At 67.7% G+C, this 17,002-nt stretch carries 17 protein-coding genes; 10 read left to right on the forward strand and 7 right to left on the reverse strand.

The features are described from left to right. Nucleotides 1–25 precede the first annotated feature (25 nt). Both CJ010_RS14735 and CJ010_RS14740 read left to right on the forward strand, forming a co-directional pair. Nucleotides 26–1,360, forward strand: a complete 1,335-nt coding sequence (locus tag CJ010_RS14735; protein ID WP_141018732.1) for a hypothetical protein — start codon at nt 26–28, stop codon at nt 1,358–1,360. Between the two features lie 111 nt (nt 1,361–1,471). Beyond that, the gene (locus CJ010_RS14740; protein WP_141018733.1) at nt 1,472–1,834 is read left to right on the forward strand and encodes a TfoX/Sxy family protein; all 363 of its coding nucleotides are present in this window, start codon (nt 1,472–1,474) and stop codon (nt 1,832–1,834) included. Between the two features lie 16 nt (nt 1,835–1,850). Here CJ010_RS14740 and CJ010_RS14745 read toward each other — a convergent pair whose 3' ends face one another. From CJ010_RS14745 to CJ010_RS14755, 3 genes are all read right to left on the reverse strand, one after another. Next, entirely contained in the window at nt 1,851–2,441 is a 591-nt protein-coding gene (locus CJ010_RS14745; RefSeq protein WP_240794371.1) for a hypothetical protein, read from the reverse strand. A gap of 143 nt (nt 2,442–2,584) precedes the next feature. Then, the gene (locus tag CJ010_RS14750; protein WP_141018734.1) at nt 2,585–3,025 is read right to left on the reverse strand and encodes a CBS domain-containing protein; all 441 of its coding nucleotides are present in this window, start codon (nt 3,023–3,025) and stop codon (nt 2,585–2,587) included. 70 nt (nt 3,026–3,095) lie between these two features. After that, nucleotides 3,096–3,965, reverse strand: a complete 870-nt coding sequence (locus CJ010_RS14755) for a patatin-like phospholipase family protein (RefSeq protein WP_141020721.1) — start codon at nt 3,963–3,965, stop codon at nt 3,096–3,098. Between the two features lie 155 nt (nt 3,966–4,120). On the opposite strand from CJ010_RS14755, the gene CJ010_RS14760 reads away from it, so the two are divergent. After that, nucleotides 4,121–5,401: an NAD(P)/FAD-dependent oxidoreductase gene (locus CJ010_RS14760; RefSeq protein WP_141018735.1), complete on the forward strand. Its 1,281-nt coding sequence runs from the start codon at nt 4,121–4,123 to the stop codon at nt 5,399–5,401. 234 nt (nt 5,402–5,635) lie between these two features. On the opposite strand, the gene CJ010_RS14765 is transcribed toward CJ010_RS14760, so the two are convergent. Next, nucleotides 5,636–6,307, reverse strand: a complete 672-nt coding sequence (locus CJ010_RS14765) for a DNA-3-methyladenine glycosylase (RefSeq protein WP_141018736.1) — start codon at nt 6,305–6,307, stop codon at nt 5,636–5,638. Between CJ010_RS14765 and CJ010_RS25170 the strand changes: the two genes are divergently transcribed. The 3 genes from CJ010_RS25170 to alkB are packed head-to-tail and all read left to right on the forward strand — an operon-like array spanning nt 6,306 to nt 8,252. Further along, the gene (locus CJ010_RS25170) at nt 6,306–6,467 is read left to right on the forward strand and encodes a hypothetical protein (protein ID WP_168224966.1); all 162 of its coding nucleotides are present in this window, start codon (nt 6,306–6,308) and stop codon (nt 6,465–6,467) included. The genes CJ010_RS14765 and CJ010_RS25170 overlap by 2 nt on opposite strands. A 37-nt stretch (nt 6,468–6,504) precedes the next feature. Then, nucleotides 6,505–7,608, forward strand: coding sequence for a bifunctional DNA-binding transcriptional regulator/O6-methylguanine-DNA methyltransferase Ada (ada, locus tag CJ010_RS14770; protein ID WP_141018737.1), 1,104 nt, complete (start codon nt 6,505–6,507; stop codon nt 7,606–7,608). Next, nucleotides 7,605–8,252 carry a DNA oxidative demethylase AlkB gene (gene alkB / locus CJ010_RS14775; RefSeq protein ID WP_141018738.1) on the forward strand — a complete coding sequence of 216 codons (648 nt, stop codon included), beginning with the start codon at nt 7,605–7,607 and terminating at the stop codon, nt 8,250–8,252. Before ada ends, alkB begins: the two co-directional genes overlap by 4 nt. Before the next feature lie 7 nt (nt 8,253–8,259). Here alkB and CJ010_RS25630 read toward each other — a convergent pair whose 3' ends face one another. Then, on the reverse strand, nt 8,260–9,582 hold the full coding sequence (locus tag CJ010_RS25630) for a PAS domain-containing methyl-accepting chemotaxis protein (RefSeq protein ID WP_141018739.1): 1,323 nt from the start codon (nt 9,580–9,582) through the stop codon (nt 8,260–8,262). 273 nt (nt 9,583–9,855) lie between these two features. On the opposite strand from CJ010_RS25630, the gene CJ010_RS14785 reads away from it, so the two are divergent. Beyond that, nucleotides 9,856–10,434 (forward strand): lipocalin family protein, encoded by a 579-nt coding sequence (locus tag CJ010_RS14785; protein WP_141018740.1) that lies wholly within the window; start codon nt 9,856–9,858, stop codon nt 10,432–10,434. Between the two features lie 226 nt (nt 10,435–10,660). After that, nucleotides 10,661–11,029, forward strand: a complete 369-nt coding sequence (locus CJ010_RS14790) for a hypothetical protein (protein WP_141018741.1) — start codon at nt 10,661–10,663, stop codon at nt 11,027–11,029. A gap of 42 nt (nt 11,030–11,071) precedes the next feature. On the opposite strand, the gene CJ010_RS14795 is transcribed toward CJ010_RS14790, so the two are convergent. Next, nucleotides 11,072–12,031 carry a hypothetical protein gene (locus tag CJ010_RS14795; RefSeq protein ID WP_141018742.1) on the reverse strand — a complete coding sequence of 320 codons (960 nt, stop codon included), beginning with the start codon at nt 12,029–12,031 and terminating at the stop codon, nt 11,072–11,074. A gap of 230 nt (nt 12,032–12,261) precedes the next feature. On the opposite strand from CJ010_RS14795, the gene CJ010_RS14800 reads away from it, so the two are divergent. Then, complete coding sequence (locus CJ010_RS14800; RefSeq protein ID WP_141018743.1) at nt 12,262–13,365, forward strand: M14 family zinc carboxypeptidase; 1,104 nt, start codon at nt 12,262–12,264, stop codon at nt 13,363–13,365. Between the two features lie 34 nt (nt 13,366–13,399). Then, nucleotides 13,400–14,185 carry an alpha/beta fold hydrolase gene (locus tag CJ010_RS14805; protein ID WP_141018744.1) on the forward strand — a complete coding sequence of 262 codons (786 nt, stop codon included), beginning with the start codon at nt 13,400–13,402 and terminating at the stop codon, nt 14,183–14,185. On the opposite strand, the gene CJ010_RS14810 is transcribed toward CJ010_RS14805, so the two are convergent. Next, nucleotides 14,152–16,953, reverse strand: a complete 2,802-nt coding sequence (locus CJ010_RS14810) for a hypothetical protein (protein ID WP_141018745.1) — start codon at nt 16,951–16,953, stop codon at nt 14,152–14,154. The genes CJ010_RS14805 and CJ010_RS14810 overlap by 34 nt on opposite strands. Between the last annotated feature and the right edge of the window lie 49 nt (nt 16,954–17,002).

A 17,002-nucleotide genomic window follows, 5' to 3' on the forward strand; every position in this document is an offset into this window, starting at 1 on the left:
TGCAACACAATAGATCGGGGATGGTATGAATAAGCTTGTGAAGCGGTGGGAGCGATTCAGCATTGCGAGTCTGGTCGAGGGGCATTCGGACGATAGGGGTAGGCTTTTCCTTTCTGAACTTGGACAGGAAAACTTAGAAGGGGTCCGGGTGCTGCATCACGGTTTGGATACCGTGAAACAGTTGTATTCCGGTGTGTTGCGGGTGGATGTGTTGGCGGATGTCTCGGAGCGTTTTCAAGCCGGTTTCGGCGAATGTATCGAACTTGGCGGGCATGTGTGGGCGGTTGGGTCGGGCGGGGCTTCGGGTTATCAGTATCGGCTGCAGAATTCTGATCTTGGCTTGATCTGCTTTCTGAAAAGCCGGTATTGCGAACAAACCGATGAAGGTTCGCATGTCAAGATCGAGGCATCACCGCATTGGATTTATCCACGGTCGGATGAGCAAATGCACGCGGAGCTTGGAGTGTTGGCGGGGTGTTTTCTTGAGCGTGCGGTTCCGTCCGGTGTCGCGGTGCATCTATGCGTGGATGTGCAGGGCTGGGAGCCTGCTAAGGACTTTCAGGACACTTTGATTACGCGTGCTCGACGTTCGTCGGTTCACTCGGGTGGGAACGTGTCGTACATGAACATGGGTGAGATTGCATCTGTGTTCGGCAATGGTCAGTCGTATTTGTTTGGTTCGGCGTCGACGGTGCAGTTTGCGATGTATCGCAAGGATGTTCAGGCGAAAGCGGCGGATAAGATGGATTTTTGGGCTAATGTCTGGTCGCAGGCTCCGGGGGAGTCGTTTGACCGGTCGGCGTATGACCCTGAGCGTCCGGTGTGGCGGCTGGAGTTCCGGTTTCATCATTCCGTGCTGGCTGATTTTGGCCGTGGGATGGCTCAGGATATGGATTACGGGTTTAGTTTCCAGTCGGCGGTGTGGGCTGGTCTCCGGGGCGTTTGCGGGCATCTGCAGGGGTTGTGGGCCTACGGCCTTAACTCGTTCCGGTCTGAGCGTCGGGTGTCGGCGCGTGGTGCGCGTTATTACGCGCCGATGTGGCAGTTCCTGCTTGATGATGTCCGGTGGTCGTGTCCGGATGGCGACTTTGCCTACCGTCGGGTTAAGAAAACGCCCGGGGTCGGTAACGAGAAGAATCTGATGCTGGCGTTGGGTAATCTGTTGTCGGTTTATGCGCGCAATGGTTTTAACGCGACTCGTGCGTATGCGTGCATCAAGGCGTCAGGCATCTATGATGATCTCTACAACTACTTCGAGAAGCGGGCGTATTTCCGGCTGCAGTGCTTTCAAGAGTCGGACATATACCAGTTCGTGGAGAAGGCGTTAAACTTGCGCGTGTTACAGGGTCGGGCCGCGTAACGACGGAATTACGACATAGCGTGTTTTAGTGAGTGTTTTCGTGGGCTATCGAGTCTCGCCCAAGGCACCAGATGTTCGGCGTGGTTTTCACCGATACCGGACTTCCATCCCATGAACGAATACGTCGCTTACCTGGAAGAGGTGTTCGAACGCTTCGGTGCGGTTTCTGCGCGCCGGATGTTCGGCGGCTACGGGATCTATCACGACGGCCTGATGTTCGGCCTGGTCGTGGACGACACGCTCTACCTGAAGGCCGACGCGCAGAGCGTCGGCGAATTCGAGGCGCAGGGCCTGCTTCCCTTCGAGTACGTGCGCAGCGGCAAGCCGATCCGGCTTTCCTACTATCGCGCGCCGGACGACATCCTGGACGACCGCGACCTCGCGGCCATATGGGCGCAGCGGGCGCTGGCCGCCGCCCTGCGCGCCGGCGGCCGCAAGCCGGGGCCGTCGAAGCGACGCCCGCTGAAGGACTGAACGCCGCGCGCCGGCGCTACATCCGCCGGCACTGCCCTTCCTGATTGCCGCGAACCCGGTTGCCGCCGCCGTCGGGCCACGGCCGGTTGTTGCCGCACTGCAGATTGCCGTCGATGCGGTTGCGGTAGATGCGCAGGCCACCCCGATTGCCGACCGCCTGCACATTGCCAGCCACCTCGTTGCGACCGATGCGCAGCGCGCCGCGATTGTCTTCCAGCTGCAGGTTGCCGGCGATCCCGGCGTCGATCACATCGGCGGCCCAGCTGCGACGGATGCGCACATTGCCGCGCACATCGGTATCGGCCACCAGCCTGACCCCTTCCGCACGTTCGGCATTGAGGTTGCCCGCGATGCGCGCACCGCGCGCCTCCAGCGTGGCGCCCCGCTCCACCGCCACGTTGCCGCGGATGACGGTACCGTCGAGCACACAGGTCTCGCCCTCGGGTACGACGAGATTGTCGTCCAGCCGGACCTCGCCCAGATAGCCGACGCACACCAGCTCACGCGCCTGCGCCGTACCCATGTGCAGAAACAGGGCCGCGGCGAGCATCGCGATGCGCCCTCCCCGTCCGCCGAAACGATGAATCCACGAATCTGCCGCCTGCATGCTTTACTCCCCTGTCCGGTGCCGGCAAGGCGTCGTCGCCCGACGACACGCCGTATCAAGGGGGAAGCTTAGCGCCGGCCGCAGCGGCGACGCGGGTGCAACTGTTGCCGCGCATTGCAGGCTGCCTGCGGCCTTGAGCCGGCTCAGCCGCGATCGCCGGCGATGTAGTGCTCCAGCTGCTCGATGATGAATTCCTGCTCGGAGATGATGTCCTTGACCAGGTCGCCGATCGAAACCAGTGCGATCACGCGGCCATCCTCCACCACCGGCAGGTGACGCAGTCGCCTTTCGGTCATCAGCTGCATGCATTCCTCATTGCTCTGGTCGCGCCGCACGCACAGCACCGGCGAGGACATGATGCTGCGCACCGGGGTGTCACGCGACGAGCGCCCCACCAGGACGACCTTGCGGGCGTAGTCACGCTCGGTAACGATGCCGACGAGATCTTCGCCGTCCATCACCAGCAAGGCGCCGATCGCCTCGTCCGCCATCAGCTTGACCGCCTCGAACACCGAAGCCTGCGGCGCGATGCGGTGCACCGTCCAGTCGGCCTTGGCGCGGAGCACGCTACCCACGCTCTTCATGGCAAATCCTCCGATCGGTCCGACCCTCTGATCGTAGTAGGCAGGCTCAAACCGCGCCAGTTACGCCGCTTCAGTGCAGATGGGCGCGCAGGGCCGACGGTACCTTCTGGCGGTTCAGCCCGCCGTGGCTCAGCCAGCGCTGCGTCTGCTCGGCAGACCGCTCGATCAGTGCGCCGGCCGCGGAAAAGTCGTAGGGCGAAGACGACAGAGGGCACAAGGGCGGCACGGTGACGATCTCCGCCTGGTCGCGGCAACGCTCCAGCTCCATCACCAGCTGATGCGCCACCAGCAGGGTGATCGCGTGCAAGGCGCTGGCCAGGGCGCCACGCGGCGGTGTTTCCAGCGAGCAGGCAAAACCGGTCGGCAACACGATCACCCGGCGTGCTCCCAGCGCCACGGCCACGCTCACCGGCGTGTTCTCCGAAACGGCGCCGTCTATCAGATACCGGTTGTCGATGCTCACCGGCGGCAGGATGGCCGGAATCGCACAGCTCGCCAGGATGGCGTCCACCGCCGGTCCGTGCGACAGGCACACCGAAACGCCGCCGAGGAGATCGGTGGCAACGATGTGCAGCGGCACTGCTGCGTCCTCGATGTTGCGGTAAGGCAGATGGCGCTCCAACACGCTGCGCAAGCCACTGGAATCGGCCACGAAGTCGTTGCGTGCGAGCCGGGCAAGGCTGCGCCAGGTGACGGGAAACACCTCGCTCCGCCGCAGGCCCATCCACAGCGCAGCCAGCCGCGCCACGCCAGCGGCATCCGGCTGGGCGGCGAAATAGGCGCCGTTGATCGCCCCGACCGACGAGCCGATCACCAGATCCGGCGCTTCGCCATAGTTCACCAGCGCCTGCAGCATGCCGACCTGCACCGCGCCGAAACTGCCGCCCCCCGCCAGCACCCAGGCCGTTGGGCCGTGGCGTACCCCACCCTCGTTCGACATGGTCACCGCTGTCTCCTGCCGGTCTTCCGTTACTCCCAGCGTAGCTGCCTGCGCGGCGCGTGCCACTTGCGGCAGGCGTACCGCTTCACACAGATGCAATGAAGACCCCAGTCGGGCGATACTGATAAACGGAACTAATCAAAAGGATGCCCGACATGCATTTCGACATCGTGATCGTCGGCGGCGGCGCCGGCGGTCTGGAGCTGGCTGCCCGCCTCGGCCGCAAACTCGGCCCCCGCCAGGGCCGCGAGCGCGTATTGCTGGTGGATCGCGCGGTCTTCCACATCTGGAAGCCGACCCTGCACGAGGTGGCCGCCGGCACGCTGGACGCCCACCAGGAGGGCTTGTCCTACACCGTGCTGGCACGGCGCAACCACTTCAGCTTTGCGCTCGGCGAACTCGCCGCGCTCGACGGCGAGCGTCGCCTCATCACCCTGGGGGAGACCCGTGACGAACGTGGCGAAGTGCTGGTGCCGGCACGCACCGTAAGCTTCACCCGCCTGGTGCTGGCGATGGGCAGCGGTTCGAACTCCTTCGGCACGCCGGGCGCAGAAAACGCCCATGTGCTGGAACACGCGAGCGACGCCCAGCGCTTCCATGCCAAGCTGCTTGCCGCCTTCGCCAAGGCCTCCTTCTCCACCGAGAAGACGCTGGGCGTGGCCATCGTCGGTGGCGGCGCCACCGGCGTGGAGCTTTCCGCCGAACTGATCGAGGCGCACAGCGAGCTGCTCGAGAGCTTGGGCAGCGAACAGCGTTTCCGCCTCGACATCGCCTTGGTCGAAGCCGCCGACCGCATCCTCGCCGGTCTGCCGGAGCAGATATCGGCCCAGGCCCGGCTGGCGCTGGAGCGCAAGAACGTGCGCGTGTTCACCAACACCCGCGTGACGGAAGTGAAGCGCGACCGGCTGATGACGAGCGCCGGCGAAATCCCCGCCGACATCATCGTCTGGGCCGCCGGCATCAAGGCGGCGGACGCCAACCGCAGCCTTGGGCTGGAAACCAACCGCATCAACCAGTTCGTGGTGAACGACAGGTTGGAGACCTCGGTCCCCGGCGTCTATGCGCTGGGCGACTGCGCCGCCTGCATCTGGCACGACGACAAGCTGGTGCCGGCGCGCGCCCAGGCCGCCCACCAGCAGGCCGACTACCTGGCCGGCGTGCTGCTCGCCGCCCAGCAGGAACGCCGTGTCGATGCCCCCTTCGTCTATCGCGACTTCGGCTCGCTGGTGTCGCTCGGCGAGAACAAGGGCATCGGCAACCTGATGGGCGGGCTGTCCGGCCGCAACTTCTTCGTCGAAGGCTTGATCGCCAAGTGGATGTATATGTCGCTGCACCTCAACCACCACCGCGCCATCCTCGGCACCGGCAAGACCGCGGTGCTGGCGCTGGCACGGCTGCTGCAGCAGCGGGTATCCGGCCGGCTCAAGCTGCACTGAGACAAAACAGCCTCCACGCTCACTGCGTGCGCGTAGGGCCGGCTTTGCACAGCCGGCCCGCTCGGCAGGCACAGCGTGGTACGCCGCGAGACCCCTGCCTCGCCCCCCCAAGGGGGCGTTCAGTGGCTTCGGGTGGCCGGGCGCCACTGAAACAGCCCCCACGCTCACTGCGTGCGCGGCCCCAAGGGGGCGTCAGTACGCTTGAGGCGGCTCGACGCGTACTGAGGCGGCGGTTCAGCCGGGCACTACCCGGCTGCGCCGCGTGTAGTCAGGCAAGGTGGACACCCGCCACAGATACCAGGCGGCGATGGTGCGATAGGGCCGCAGCGGCAGTGCCGCCTCGGCCATTTCACGCCGGCCCGGCAAGGCGGCGAGCGACTTGAGGTGGCGGTAGCCCTCGCGCACGCCGAAGTCGTCGGCCGGCATCACGTCCATCCGCGCCAGGGTGTAGATCAGCAGCATCTCGACCGTCCACCGGCCGATGCCGCGCAAGCTCACCAGCCGGGCGATCAGGGCTTCGTCCTCCATTGCATCGGCCTCGTCGCGATCCGGCACCAAGCCGGCCAGCCGGCCCTGCGCCAGTCCCTGTATGGTTTCGATCTTGCGGGCGGAAAAACCGCAGGCCCGCAGTTGATCGAAACCGGTCGCCAGCAGCTGCTCCGGCGCCGGAAATTCGCAGCCGGGATAGAGGTCGAGAAAACGCGCCACGATGCGGTCAGCCGCCCGCGTGTTGAGCTGCTGATAGGCCACGGCGCGCACCAGCGCCTCGTAGGGCTCGCGCGCCGGCCGCGGCTCGTGGGTGCAGGGGCCGACCGCAGCCACCAGCCGGGCCCAGTCGCCATCGATGGCGGCGAGTTGCTCGGCGGCCTGCCGGTAGAGCCGGTCACGGAATTCGGTTTCTGCCATGGCGGTCCTGCGCGCTCGCGACGAGCCCTGCATGATGCCGCAGGCGCGATGGGCCGGCCTCCCGTTTCTTGCGACGCTGGCGACGGGCAACCCGACCCCGGCCGCGACGGTCGAATTCGGCAGCAAGACGCGGGATGCGCGCCGCCGCATCCGCGGCTAGATTTGCAGCCATCCCGTAGAAACACGAGAAACCCGACATGAACGCCCCTCTCGGCAAGGCCGCACTCAAGGCCGAACTCGCCGCAGCCACCGAGCGCGACCCGCGCTGGGCGGCGGTGGTGGCGCGCGACCCGGCGGCCGACGGCCGCTTCTTCTACTCGGTGGCGACCACGGGCGTATATTGCCGGCCGTCCTGCGGTGCGCGACGGGCACGGCCGGAGAACGTCCGCTTCCACGCCAGCCGCGAGGCGGCCGAAGCGGCCGGCTTTCGCCCCTGCAAGCGCTGCCGGCCCGACCACCCTGCGCTCGCCGAACAGCACGCCGCCGGCGTCACCGCCGCCTGCCGGCTGATCGAAGAGGCGGAAGCGCCGCCCACGCTGGCAGCGCTCGCGGCTGCGGCTGGGCTCAGCCCGCACCACTTCCACCGCATCTTCCGCAAGCTCACCGGGCTCACCCCGCGTGCCTACGCCGCCGCCCACCGCGCACAGCGCCTGCGCGCCGGGCTGGACAGCGGCACCACGGTAACGCAGGCCATCTTCGACGCCGGCTACAACGCCAACAGCCGCTTCTACGCAGAGGCCGACGCGGTGCTCGGCATGCCCGCCAGCCGTTACCGGGCCGGCGGCGCCGGCACCGAGATCCGCTTCGCCATCGCCCAGTGCTCGCTCGGCGCCATCCTGGTCGCAGCCAGCGAGCGCGGCGTCTGCGCCGTGTTCATGGGCGACGACCCGGAAGCCTTGCTGCGGGATCTGCAGGACCGCTTCCCGCGCGCCCGCCTGGTCGGCGGCGATGCCGGCTTCGAGCAGACGGTGGCGACGGTGGTGGGCTTCGTCGAGGCCCCGGCGATCGGCCTGGCGCTGCCGCTGGACGTGCGTGGCACCGCCTTCCAGCAACGGGTGTGGCAGGCCCTGCGCGAAATTCCGGCAGGCCGCACGGCAAGCTATGCCGAGATCGCCGAACGCATCGGCGCGCCCAGGTCGGTACGCGCGGTGGCCGGCGCCTGCGCCGCCAATCCGGTGGCGGTGGCGATTCCCTGCCACCGGGTGGTACGCAGCGACGGCGGCCTGTCGGGCTACCGCTGGGGTGTGGAACGCAAGCGCGCGCTGCTGTTGCGCGAGGCGGAATCGCGGGACGAGCGATGACGCCGGATCTGTTCGCCGACAGCTGCGCGCCCTGGCAGGAAGCCGTGTGCGAAGGCGCCGTCGTCCTGCGCCGCTACGCCCTGGCGCAGGACCGAAGCCTGCTGGCCGCCGTGGATAGCGTGACCGCCGCTGCGCCCTTCCGCCACATGCTCACCCCCGGCGGCTACCGCATGTCGGTGGCGATGACCAACTGCGGCCCGCTCGGCTGGGTGTCCGACGAAAGCGGCTACCGCTACGACGCCTGCGACCCGGTCAGCGGCCGTCCCTGGCCAGCGATGCCGACGGTCTTCGCCGAATTGGCGACGGCAGCGGCCACGGCGGCCGGCTTCCCGGACTTCATGCCCGACGCCTGCCTGATCAACCGCTACGAACCTGGCGCGCGGCTGTCGCTGCATCAGGACCGCAACGAGCGCGACTTCCGCCAGCCCATCGTGTCGCTCTCGCTCGGCCTGCCGGCGGTATTCCTGTTCGGCGGCCTGCGGCGCTCCGAGCCGGCACGGCGCATTCCGCTCGAACACGGCGACGTGGTGGTGTGGGGCGGGCCGGCGCGGCTGCGCTATCACGGCGTGCTGGCGCTCAAGGAAGGCGCACACCCGCTGCTCGGCCGGCGACGGCTCAACCTCACCTTCCGCAAGGCGGGCTGACACCGCCCTAGGCCGCGACCGCAAGTGAGAAGGACTTCACCACCTCCACCACCCGCTGCGCACCCTGGCGGATCTGGTTGATCGAAGCGCCGGCATCGTTGGCCAGGTTCACGCCTTCTTCTGCAGCGGCCTGGCTGCTTTCCATACTGCCTATCACGGCCCGGCTTTCGTCCTGGATCTGGCGGACCATCGCGGCGATCTCGCTGGTTGAATTGCTCGTCCGCTCGGCGAGTTTGCGCACCTCGTCGGCCACCACTGCGAAGCCGCGGCCGCTGTCGCCCGCACGCGCGGCCTCGATCGCGGCATTGAGCGCCAGCAGATTGGTCTGGTCGGCGATTTCCCTGATGGTATTGACGATGGAGGTGATGCGATTGGCCTGCACCGCCAGGCTTTCGACCTGGCGTGCGGACACGCCCACCTGCCCCGACAAGGCGTGCATCTTGTCGATCGCCTGCAGGATGATGCGCTCGCCGGCGGTAGACACCTGCTCGGTTTCGACCGAGGTCTGGTAGGCGACGCGGGCGCCGTCCTGCTCCGCCCGGTGGCGCAGCACCCGCTCGGTGATGTCGGCCGCGAACTTGATCACGCGGTAGGGCTTGCCGGATTCGTCCAGCACCGGATTGTAGGTCGCCTCCATCCACACGCTGCGGCCATTCTTCGTCACCCGCTCGCATTCTCCGGCGTAGTAGTCGCCGCGGTTCAGCCGCTGCCACAGCGCCTGATAGTCCTTGCTGCCCGCGTAGTCCGGCGTGCAGAACATGCGATGATGGCGCCCGCGGATTTCCTCCAGCGAGTAGCCCATGGCACGCAGGAAGGTGGGATTGGCGGTGATCACCTTGCCCTCCATGTCGAACTCGATCACCGCCATCGAGCGGTTGAGCGCGCTCACCAGATTCTGTGCATAGGTGCTCTCCTGCACATGCGCGGTGATGTCGCTGGCGAGCTTGACAACCTTGGTGACGGCGCCGTCGCGATCGGTCACCGGCACGTAGGACGCCTCCAGCCACACAACGCCGCCGCCCTTGCCCAGCCGCCGGAACTTGCCGCTGACTGCCTCGCCGCGCGCGAGACGGCGCCAGAAATCGGCATATTCGGCGGAGCGCGCATAGGCCTCGTCGCACAGCACGCGGTGGTGCGCGCCGCGAATCTCCTCGGCTGCATAGCCCATGCTGCGGCAGAAATTGGCATTGACCTTGAGTATCCGCCCATCGGGCGAGAACTCGATGATCGCCATGGTGCGATCCAGTGCGCCGAGCACGTCTTCCATCTGCTGCAGGGCCTGCTGGGATTCGGCAAGCTGGCGCCGGATCTGACTGGACAAAGCGAACATCGATGAGCTCCTTCGAAAGGGATGCGACGCCTGTCGTACCGGGGAAGCCGGCCGCCGCTGCCTCGTTCCCCTTGCTGCCGGCTAACCGGCCTCTACCACTAAAGTAGTGAAAATACTATTCAAGGCTGTCTATTTTGTCCAGGACAATATAGATTAACTCATCACTTCTACCCACAGCCCTCTTGCTCACTGAATGCGCTATTTTTAAGTAGAAAATTAAATTTCATCTTGATATCGCCATTCTGAACACCGTCTCCAGACCTACTTTTGACCATGACAAATATCAATTCCCTCCACTTTCCAGAAGTTGGCCGGAAGCTGCTCCACGGCATCCTGTTGGCGGGCATCCTCGCGCTTGCCGCGTGCGCGACGCAGCCTCCCGAAGGCATCCATGTGGTCGACGGCTTCGAGCTGGCGCGCTATGAGGGCCGCTGGTACGAAATCGCCCGGCTGGACCACCGCTTCGAACGCGGCCTGACCGACGTCAGCGCCCGGTACCAGCGCCAGCCGGACGGCAGCGTCGAAGTCATCAACCGCGGCTACGACCCGGTGCGCGGCAAATGGCGCGAGGCGGTGGGGCGGGCGCTGTTCACCGGCGATCCGGAGCGCGCCTCGCTCAAAGTCTCGTTCTTCGGCCCCTTCTACGGCGGCTACAACATCATCGCGCTCGACCGCAGCGCCTACCGCTGGGCGATGGTGCTCGGCCCCGACCGCGACTACCTCTGGATCCTTGCCCGCGACAGGCAAGTGCCGGAGCCGGTGCGCGACGAACTCCTCGCCCAGGCGCGCGCCGTCGGCATCGACACCGACAGGCTGATCTGGGTCAGCCACACGCGAGACGACGCCCCCTGAGGCCCTGCGTTTCGCCCTCGTGCCCATGGCACGAGCCGCGCTCGAGGGTGCAGGCCGCAGCGCTCGCAAAGCATGCTTGACCGCCTCCGAAGCCGAACCTATAGAGAAGCAGAAGGCCGAATCCCGGCGCCATCTGCCCGACAGCCGCGGCGAATCCCTGCTAGCCACCGACCCGCCGCCACGATCCCACCCCCGGCGCTGCAACCCTCTGTTCCAGGAGAACGCCATGAAACACTTCAGGGCACGTCTGATGGGGGCGGTCTGCTGCGCCAGCCTGCTGCTGTGGCCGCTCGCTGCCGCCAGCGCCGCTGGCAGCGGCTCGGATGCCGCATTCAACAGTATGGTGTCGGAACTCGCCGGCCGCGATACCGGGTCGATGTGGTTCGACTACTACGTCGAAACGCTCAACCAGGAGATCGCCGCCAAGGACGCGCAGGAAGCCTATGGCGTCGCCGGACCGGAAGGCCCGATGGCGGGCTTCGACGGTTACGTCTCCAACTTCGTCCAGCTCGACACCGGTTCGGTGTGGTTCAACAACTACATCGACAACCTCAACCGCTATCTGCGCGAGAAGGAACAGGCCGTCCGCTTCTGACCGGCTGACTCGCCGCCGCGCCGGGCGCCGCCACCGCGGCGCTCAACGCAGGAGGAAGCTCGGATCGGTAGAAGCCGCAGCGCCTGCGGTCGCCACCTCGGTCAGGCCGAGCACCGCCATGGTGTCGCGCACCACGGCCCGGCTTTGCTGCGGGCAGGCTCTCAGCCAGTCCGCAAGGTAGCCCGCCAGCGGCTTGCCCGCACTGGCCGTGTCGGCATTGAGGTAGGTGATCGCCTGCCAGCGCGCCGGATCGCGCTCGAACAAGGGCAACAGCACGGCGGCGAGGAGTTCGTTGCTGTCGCGCAGGTAGGGATCGGCCTCCAGCAGCGGTCGGTTCTCCCGGAACCACGCGTCGAAGGTCCGGCCCGGCGGCAGCTGGCGGTGGGGCGCGGCCAGCAATTGATCGGCGTAGGCCGCAAACGCCGGCGCATAGCCCACCCACTTGCGCGCCGGCGGCGAGGTCTCCCAGCTGCTCGCCAGTCGCCGCAGCGTGAACAGCGACGCCGTTTCGCACAGTGTTTCCTCGAACCACTGGTTGGCCTTGGCATGGTCCGCAGCGCCGCCATCCTTGTGGTCGAAATTGGACAGGATGTGGCACAGCTCATGGGAGAACTGGTAGGCGTACTGGTACCAGCGCTGGTTGCGCGCGGTAAGGTGCACGATGTACTCGCCCTCGCCCCCACGCTCGAACAGCACCCGCGGTGCCGTGCCGCGCGGCATCACCCGCAGCCGGAGTTCGCCGCCGTGCCCGGCGGCTACGTGAGACAGGAACTCGCGCGCAACCGATTCGAGCACCAACTGCACGTCCGCGACGTCGGCCTCGCCCCAATTGCCCGGCGCCACCTCCAGCATGACGCGCAACGGGGCCGGACGCACCTCGCGCCCCGGCGGATTGAACTCGGCCGCCGCCGGAACATGCGCCAACAGCAAGGCATTGGCGCCCACCAGCAGCGCGCAGCGGGAATAACGGCCTACCGAACGTCGACCTGCCGAACGGGTCATGCTTTGCTCACTTTCCGGCCCGGGTCCGCGCCGGCAACCCCATGGCTGCCACCGCCACCCGAACAAGCCTGTCAAATCGCAAGCTAGTCAAAGACCGGCACCGTTTCAAGCCGGCAAGCCAAGGGCCCACCGCATACATTGATTTTCGGCAACGGCTGACCCATGTTTCATTGAACCGGCCCCTTGTTACCGCCCCTTCCCCTGCCGCCGGCGCTACTGCGAGCGCTTGCATGACCACCACCACGTCCCGCCCCTGTCTGCCAGCCGACACCGCACACCCGTCCGGGCGCGACGTCGCCGCGCCGGAGGCCGACCCGCTGGAACTGGCAGAGCTCCAGCGCCTCGTCGATCACCTGGACGGCGCCATGGAAGCCCGGGTGGTGTGCGAGGTCGACGCCGGCCGCGCCGGCGCGAGGCCGCTACCGGTGTACGCCATCACCCTGGGCAATCCCTCGCCGGATGCGCCGGCCGTCGGCTACTTCGGCGGCGTGCACGGGCTCGAACGCATCGGCGCCGCGGTGGTGATCAGCTTCCTGCGCAGCATTGCGATGCGGTTGCGCTGGGACGCCACCCTGCAGCGCCAGCTCGAACTGATGCGCATGGTCTTCATGCCGGTGGTCAATCCTGGTGGCCTGCTGCGCGGCACCCGTGCCAATCCCCAGGGCGTGGACCTGATGCGCAACGCCCCTGTCGAAGCCAGCGAGCGGGTGGCGATGATGGTCGGCGGCCAGCGCCTGTCGGCCCGCCTGCCCTGGTATCGCGGCGTGCGCAGCGCACCGATGCAGGCGGAGAGCGCCGCCCTGTGCAAGGTGGTAGAGGACGAACTGCTCAGCCACCGCTTCAGTATCGCGGTGGATTGCCACTCCGGCTTCGGCCTCAACGACCGCATCTGGTTTCCCTACGCCCACACCCGCGAACCGATCGCCCACCTGCCGGAGATGCACGCACTGTGCGAGATCCTCGACCAGACCCAGCTGCACCACCGCTACGTGTTCGAGCCGCAAAGCCGCCAGTACCTCGCCCACGGCGACCTGTGGGACCACCTCTACCAGCGCGCCTGCGCCGATCCCGGCCGGATACATCTGCCGCTGACGCTGGAGATGGGCTCGTGGCTGTGGGTGAAGAAGAATCCGCGCCAGATGCTGTCGCTGCAGGGCCTGTTCAATCCCTTGATCGCCCACCGCCAGGCGCGGGTGCTGCGCCGCCAGGTGAACTGGCTGGATTTCGTCGGCCGCGCAACCTGCGGCCATCGCGGCTGGCGGCCGACCGGCGCCGAACGCGAACGCCACCGCCGCGACGCGCTGGTGCGCTGGTATGGCTGGGCGCCGGCATGAACCGGCTACCGCGCCGTCCGAAGAGGCCCCGCCGATGAGCACCTGGGTGCTGCTGCGCGGCCTCGCCCGCGAGGCCGGCCACTGGGGCGATTTCCCGCGCCGGCTCGCCGAGGCCCTGCCGGACGCGCGCATCATCGCCCTCGACCTGCCCGGCAGCGGCAGCCGCTACGCCGAAACCAGCCCGCTGCGGGTCGAGGCCATGGCGGCGGACTGCCGCACCCGGCTACGGGCCCTGGGCATCGTCGAACCGGTCTTCCTGCTGGCGATGTCGCTTGGCGGCATGGTGGCGGTGGCCTGGGCGGATGACTGGCCGGACGAACTCGCCGGCTGCGTGCTCATCAACACCAGCCTGCGCGGCATCAGCCCGCTACGCCAGCGACTGCGGCCGGCCGGCTGGCCCGCCCTGCTGCGCGCGCTCGCCAGCCGCGACGTCCGCACCAGCGAGGCCGCCGTCCTGCGCCTCACTACCCGACAGACGCCGGCCACGGTACTGGACGACTGGGTGGCGCTGCGCCGCCAGCATCCGATGCGGCGCGCCAACGTGCTGCGCCAGCTCGCCGCGGCTGCACGCTACCGCGCGCCCCGCCATCCGCCGCCGGTGCCGATGCTCATCCTCGGTTCGGCGGCAGACGGCATGGTCGATGTACGTTGTTCCGCGGAAATCGCCGCGCGCTGGCACCAGCCACTGGTGCTGCACCCGGACGCCGGCCACGACCTGCCGCTGGACGATGGCGCCTGGGTGGCGCAGCAGGTACTGCGCTGGCTGCGCGGCGAAGCCGCATCGCCTCAGTCGCGCTTTTCCAGCACGCTGGAGAGCTGACGCTCGGCAATGTGCTCCCCCAGCCGCCGGTAGCTTTCGAACTGGCTCTCGGAGAACCACTGGTCCACCGTGGTTTCGTGCGGAAAACGCGCGTTCTGCGACTGGTAGTGGATGATGTCCTCCGGCTCGGTGCCGATCAGCGCCGGCTTCACGTATATCAGCATGCCTTCCGCGGCCCCCTGCGGATAGACGATGCGCCCGACCGCGACGGCCGCCGACGAGCGCCCGTCCGCGCCGCGCTGCAGGCGCTTGAGCGCGCCGTCGGCAAAGGAGATCTCCACGCCGAAATCGACCCTGCACTTGTGGATGGCGTTCGCCAGGTCGTCGAAGGCGTAATCCGGGTCGGCGCTGACGTCGATCGCTACGATGCGCACGCAGCCGCGCCGCACCAGTTCGTAGATGCCGAGGTTCTCGAAATGGCCGCCGTCGCTGAGGTACACGTACGGCCGCGCTTCGCTGGTGCGGCCGAGCAGCTCGTCGACCAGCAGGCCGAGCGAATTGCGCGGCGCGGCATGCTTCCACGTCTTCGCCACCCCCGGGTTGCTGCACCAGCGTCCCAGCCGCACGCCGAACACCGTCAGCAGGAAGGTCATCCACGGCGTGGTGTGAAAGCCGGCGTTGCCGGTGAAGGCGGCGCCCGAGATCGCGACCGGCAGGCCGAGCTTGGGGCCGTCGTTGCCATCGAACAGGTAATGGCGCGTCGGCCGGTAGCCGCCGGCCACCCAGCGCCCGGCGGCCGGCGGGCCGAACAGTTCGGCCGCCGGGGCGCCGTCGAAGCACAGCGGAAACTGGAAGCCGCTCAGCAGCGGCGTGAAGGCGAAGGACGCCGCCTTGCGATGCTGCCAGGCCGTCTCGCTGCTGACGTTGAGATTGAGCGCGGTGTTGACGATGGGGTAAGGCCGCACCCGCCGGAGATCGGCCAGCCGCATGTCGTCCTCCGGGTCGAGGTCGGTGGGCGAATGCGGGGTGCGTCCGCCCATGCCGCCCCAGCGCCGGCACTCCACCTTCTGCGCGTCGTCGACATCGACGAAATGCGAGGCGCCGAGATAGCAGCGCGTCAGCCGGTTGCGGTAGAAGCTCTGGAAAGAGAACAGGTTCACATCCACCGCGAAGCCGGCGACAAAGGCGAAGCCCACCGGCAGCGCGCACAGCAGCGCGAGGCTCGCCCAGTCGATCCGCCACACGCCGATGTCGGCGATCTGCTGGGCGATCACCGTGTCGCTCCAACTGGGCGAAACGCCCAGCGCCAGCGGCGACGGCCTGCCGCCCGCCGCGACCGCAAACTCGAAATTGAGCAAGGCCACCAGCACCAGCGCACCGGCCACGAATACATAGGGCCCGAGCGCAACCAGCAGCCGGCGCTTGACCCCGCCGCCTGCCGTGGGCGGTGCATTGAGCGCGTTGGCGAAACGCGCCGTCATCCCGCTCGCGGCCAGCCAGGCCAGCAGCGCGCCCCAGCCTATCTTGCCGGCTGCATGCACCAGCGGTGGCGTTGCCACCGCCAGCAGGCAGGCGCTCCACCACAGCAGCAGCAGACGTCCGCCGGCGGCGATCCAGCGCGCGCTCCATTCGCGGTCGTGCTCGGTCAGCAGGCGCCGGCACACCGCCACATGGATGGCCAGGGTGCAGAAGCCCGCCAGGAACATCGCCGGACTCACCAGCAGCGCAGCGATCACGTGCGAGGCCTGCGGGTCGGCCTGGTAAAGCTGCGGCAGCAGGCTGGCGAACCCCGGCGTACCGGTCGGCGGCGCAGTCGCCAGCCAGCCGGCCAGGTAATGCTGGATGACCCACAGCATCGCGCCACCCAGGCTGCCTGCCAGCAGGGTGAACAGCGCATGCTGCGCGAAGATCCTCAGCGAGAAGGCTTCGGGCGAATCGAGCAGCTCGCGCTTGCGCTGCGCCTCGGCCGTCTGGGCGCTGACGAAGAAGCGGCCGTAGCGGGCCTTGCTCCAGGCCAGGTAGGCCACCAGCGACAACACGCCGTAAGCGACGGCCCCGGCGAGGACGAAACTCCCCAGCACGCCGCTGGCCGGCACCCCGGCCATGCTGCGGCTGTAGGCCATCAGGCCGTGCGCTTCGAGCAGGAAGGCGGGCAGCAGCGGCAGCGAGATCGCCAGCCCGGCGAAGTGCTCGCGCCGGAAGCGGCTGCGCGGCGGCGTGCTGCTGGGCCCGGCGTAGCCCACCCAGAAGGCCACCCACAGGAACAGCACCGCCGCCAGCCAGGCCGCGACATGATGGCCATAGCCCACCAGCGCCGCCGTCAGCGCCGACAGCAGTATCGGCGCGAACAGCGCGGCCGACAGCACCGCCACCAGCATCGCCGCGTTGAGCAGCAGGTTGCGCAGGTAGATCGCCGCGCCGGCCAGGGCGTCGAGCGAGAACAGCCCGGCGTGCGGCGTCAGGTAGTTGCTGTAGCGGCGCAGGTAGGCGACGCTGGCGTCGAGCCGCCAAGCGGTAAGCCGGTCGAGGCTGCCGAAGCGGTGCAGCAGCGCCACCAGCCAACCGCCGATATAACCGCCGCCCGACACCGTGGACAGGTAGTCGAAATCGGCGATGCGCCGGCTGCGTACCAGCCACTGCAGCACGCCGAGGCAGAAGGTGGCGCTGCGCACGCCGCCGCCGGACAGCGCCAGCCCCCACTCCCCGCCCGAGGCGATGCCCTGCGCCTTGCGGGCGCGCGCATTGCACCGACGCTCCATGCGCAGCACATCGGCAAAACTGCGCGGCCCGCGCTCGGCGCGCGGTTTCTTCTGTTTGCTGGCGTCCATGGCATCGCCCCACACGATCGGAATATTCCCCTGATCTCGATATAGGCGA

Source organism: Azoarcus sp. DD4, assembly GCF_006496635.1.
In the GTDB taxonomy this organism is placed as follows: Bacteria; Pseudomonadota; Gammaproteobacteria; order Burkholderiales; family Rhodocyclaceae; genus Azoarcus.

What these genes read in the sequence shown, in the direction of transcription:
- CJ010_RS14735 (WP_141018732.1), top strand. Translation starts at nt 26, where the DNA reads ATGAATAAGCTTGTGAAGCGGTGGGAGCGATTCAGCATTGCGAGTCTG.
- CJ010_RS14740 (WP_141018733.1), top strand. Translation starts at nt 1,472, where the DNA reads ATGAACGAATACGTCGCTTACCTGGAAGAGGTGTTCGAACGCTTCGGT.
- CJ010_RS14745 (WP_240794371.1), bottom strand. Translation starts at nt 2,441, where the DNA reads ATGCAGGCGGCAGATTCGTGGATTCATCGTTTCGGCGGACGGGGAGGG.
- CJ010_RS14750 (WP_141018734.1), bottom strand. Translation starts at nt 3,025, where the DNA reads ATGAAGAGCGTGGGTAGCGTGCTCCGCGCCAAGGCCGACTGGACGGTG.
- CJ010_RS14755 (WP_141020721.1), bottom strand. Translation starts at nt 3,965, where the DNA reads ATGTCGAACGAGGGTGGGGTACGCCACGGCCCAACGGCCTGGGTGCTG.
- CJ010_RS14760 (WP_141018735.1), top strand. Translation starts at nt 4,121, where the DNA reads ATGCATTTCGACATCGTGATCGTCGGCGGCGGCGCCGGCGGTCTGGAG.
- CJ010_RS25170 (WP_168224966.1), top strand. Translation starts at nt 6,306, where the DNA reads ATGGCGGTCCTGCGCGCTCGCGACGAGCCCTGCATGATGCCGCAGGCG.
- CJ010_RS14765 (WP_141018736.1), bottom strand. Translation starts at nt 6,307, where the DNA reads ATGGCAGAAACCGAATTCCGTGACCGGCTCTACCGGCAGGCCGCCGAG.
- ada (WP_141018737.1), top strand. Translation starts at nt 6,505, where the DNA reads ATGAACGCCCCTCTCGGCAAGGCCGCACTCAAGGCCGAACTCGCCGCA.
- alkB (WP_141018738.1), top strand. Translation starts at nt 7,605, where the DNA reads ATGACGCCGGATCTGTTCGCCGACAGCTGCGCGCCCTGGCAGGAAGCC.
- CJ010_RS25630 (WP_141018739.1), bottom strand. Translation starts at nt 9,582, where the DNA reads ATGTTCGCTTTGTCCAGTCAGATCCGGCGCCAGCTTGCCGAATCCCAG.
- CJ010_RS14785 (WP_141018740.1), top strand. Translation starts at nt 9,856, where the DNA reads ATGACAAATATCAATTCCCTCCACTTTCCAGAAGTTGGCCGGAAGCTG.
- CJ010_RS14790 (WP_141018741.1), top strand. Translation starts at nt 10,661, where the DNA reads ATGAAACACTTCAGGGCACGTCTGATGGGGGCGGTCTGCTGCGCCAGC.
- CJ010_RS14795 (WP_141018742.1), bottom strand. Translation starts at nt 12,031, where the DNA reads ATGACCCGTTCGGCAGGTCGACGTTCGGTAGGCCGTTATTCCCGCTGC.
- CJ010_RS14800 (WP_141018743.1), top strand. Translation starts at nt 12,262, where the DNA reads ATGACCACCACCACGTCCCGCCCCTGTCTGCCAGCCGACACCGCACAC.
- CJ010_RS14805 (WP_141018744.1), top strand. Translation starts at nt 13,400, where the DNA reads ATGAGCACCTGGGTGCTGCTGCGCGGCCTCGCCCGCGAGGCCGGCCAC.
- CJ010_RS14810 (WP_141018745.1), bottom strand. Translation starts at nt 16,953, where the DNA reads ATGGACGCCAGCAAACAGAAGAAACCGCGCGCCGAGCGCGGGCCGCGC.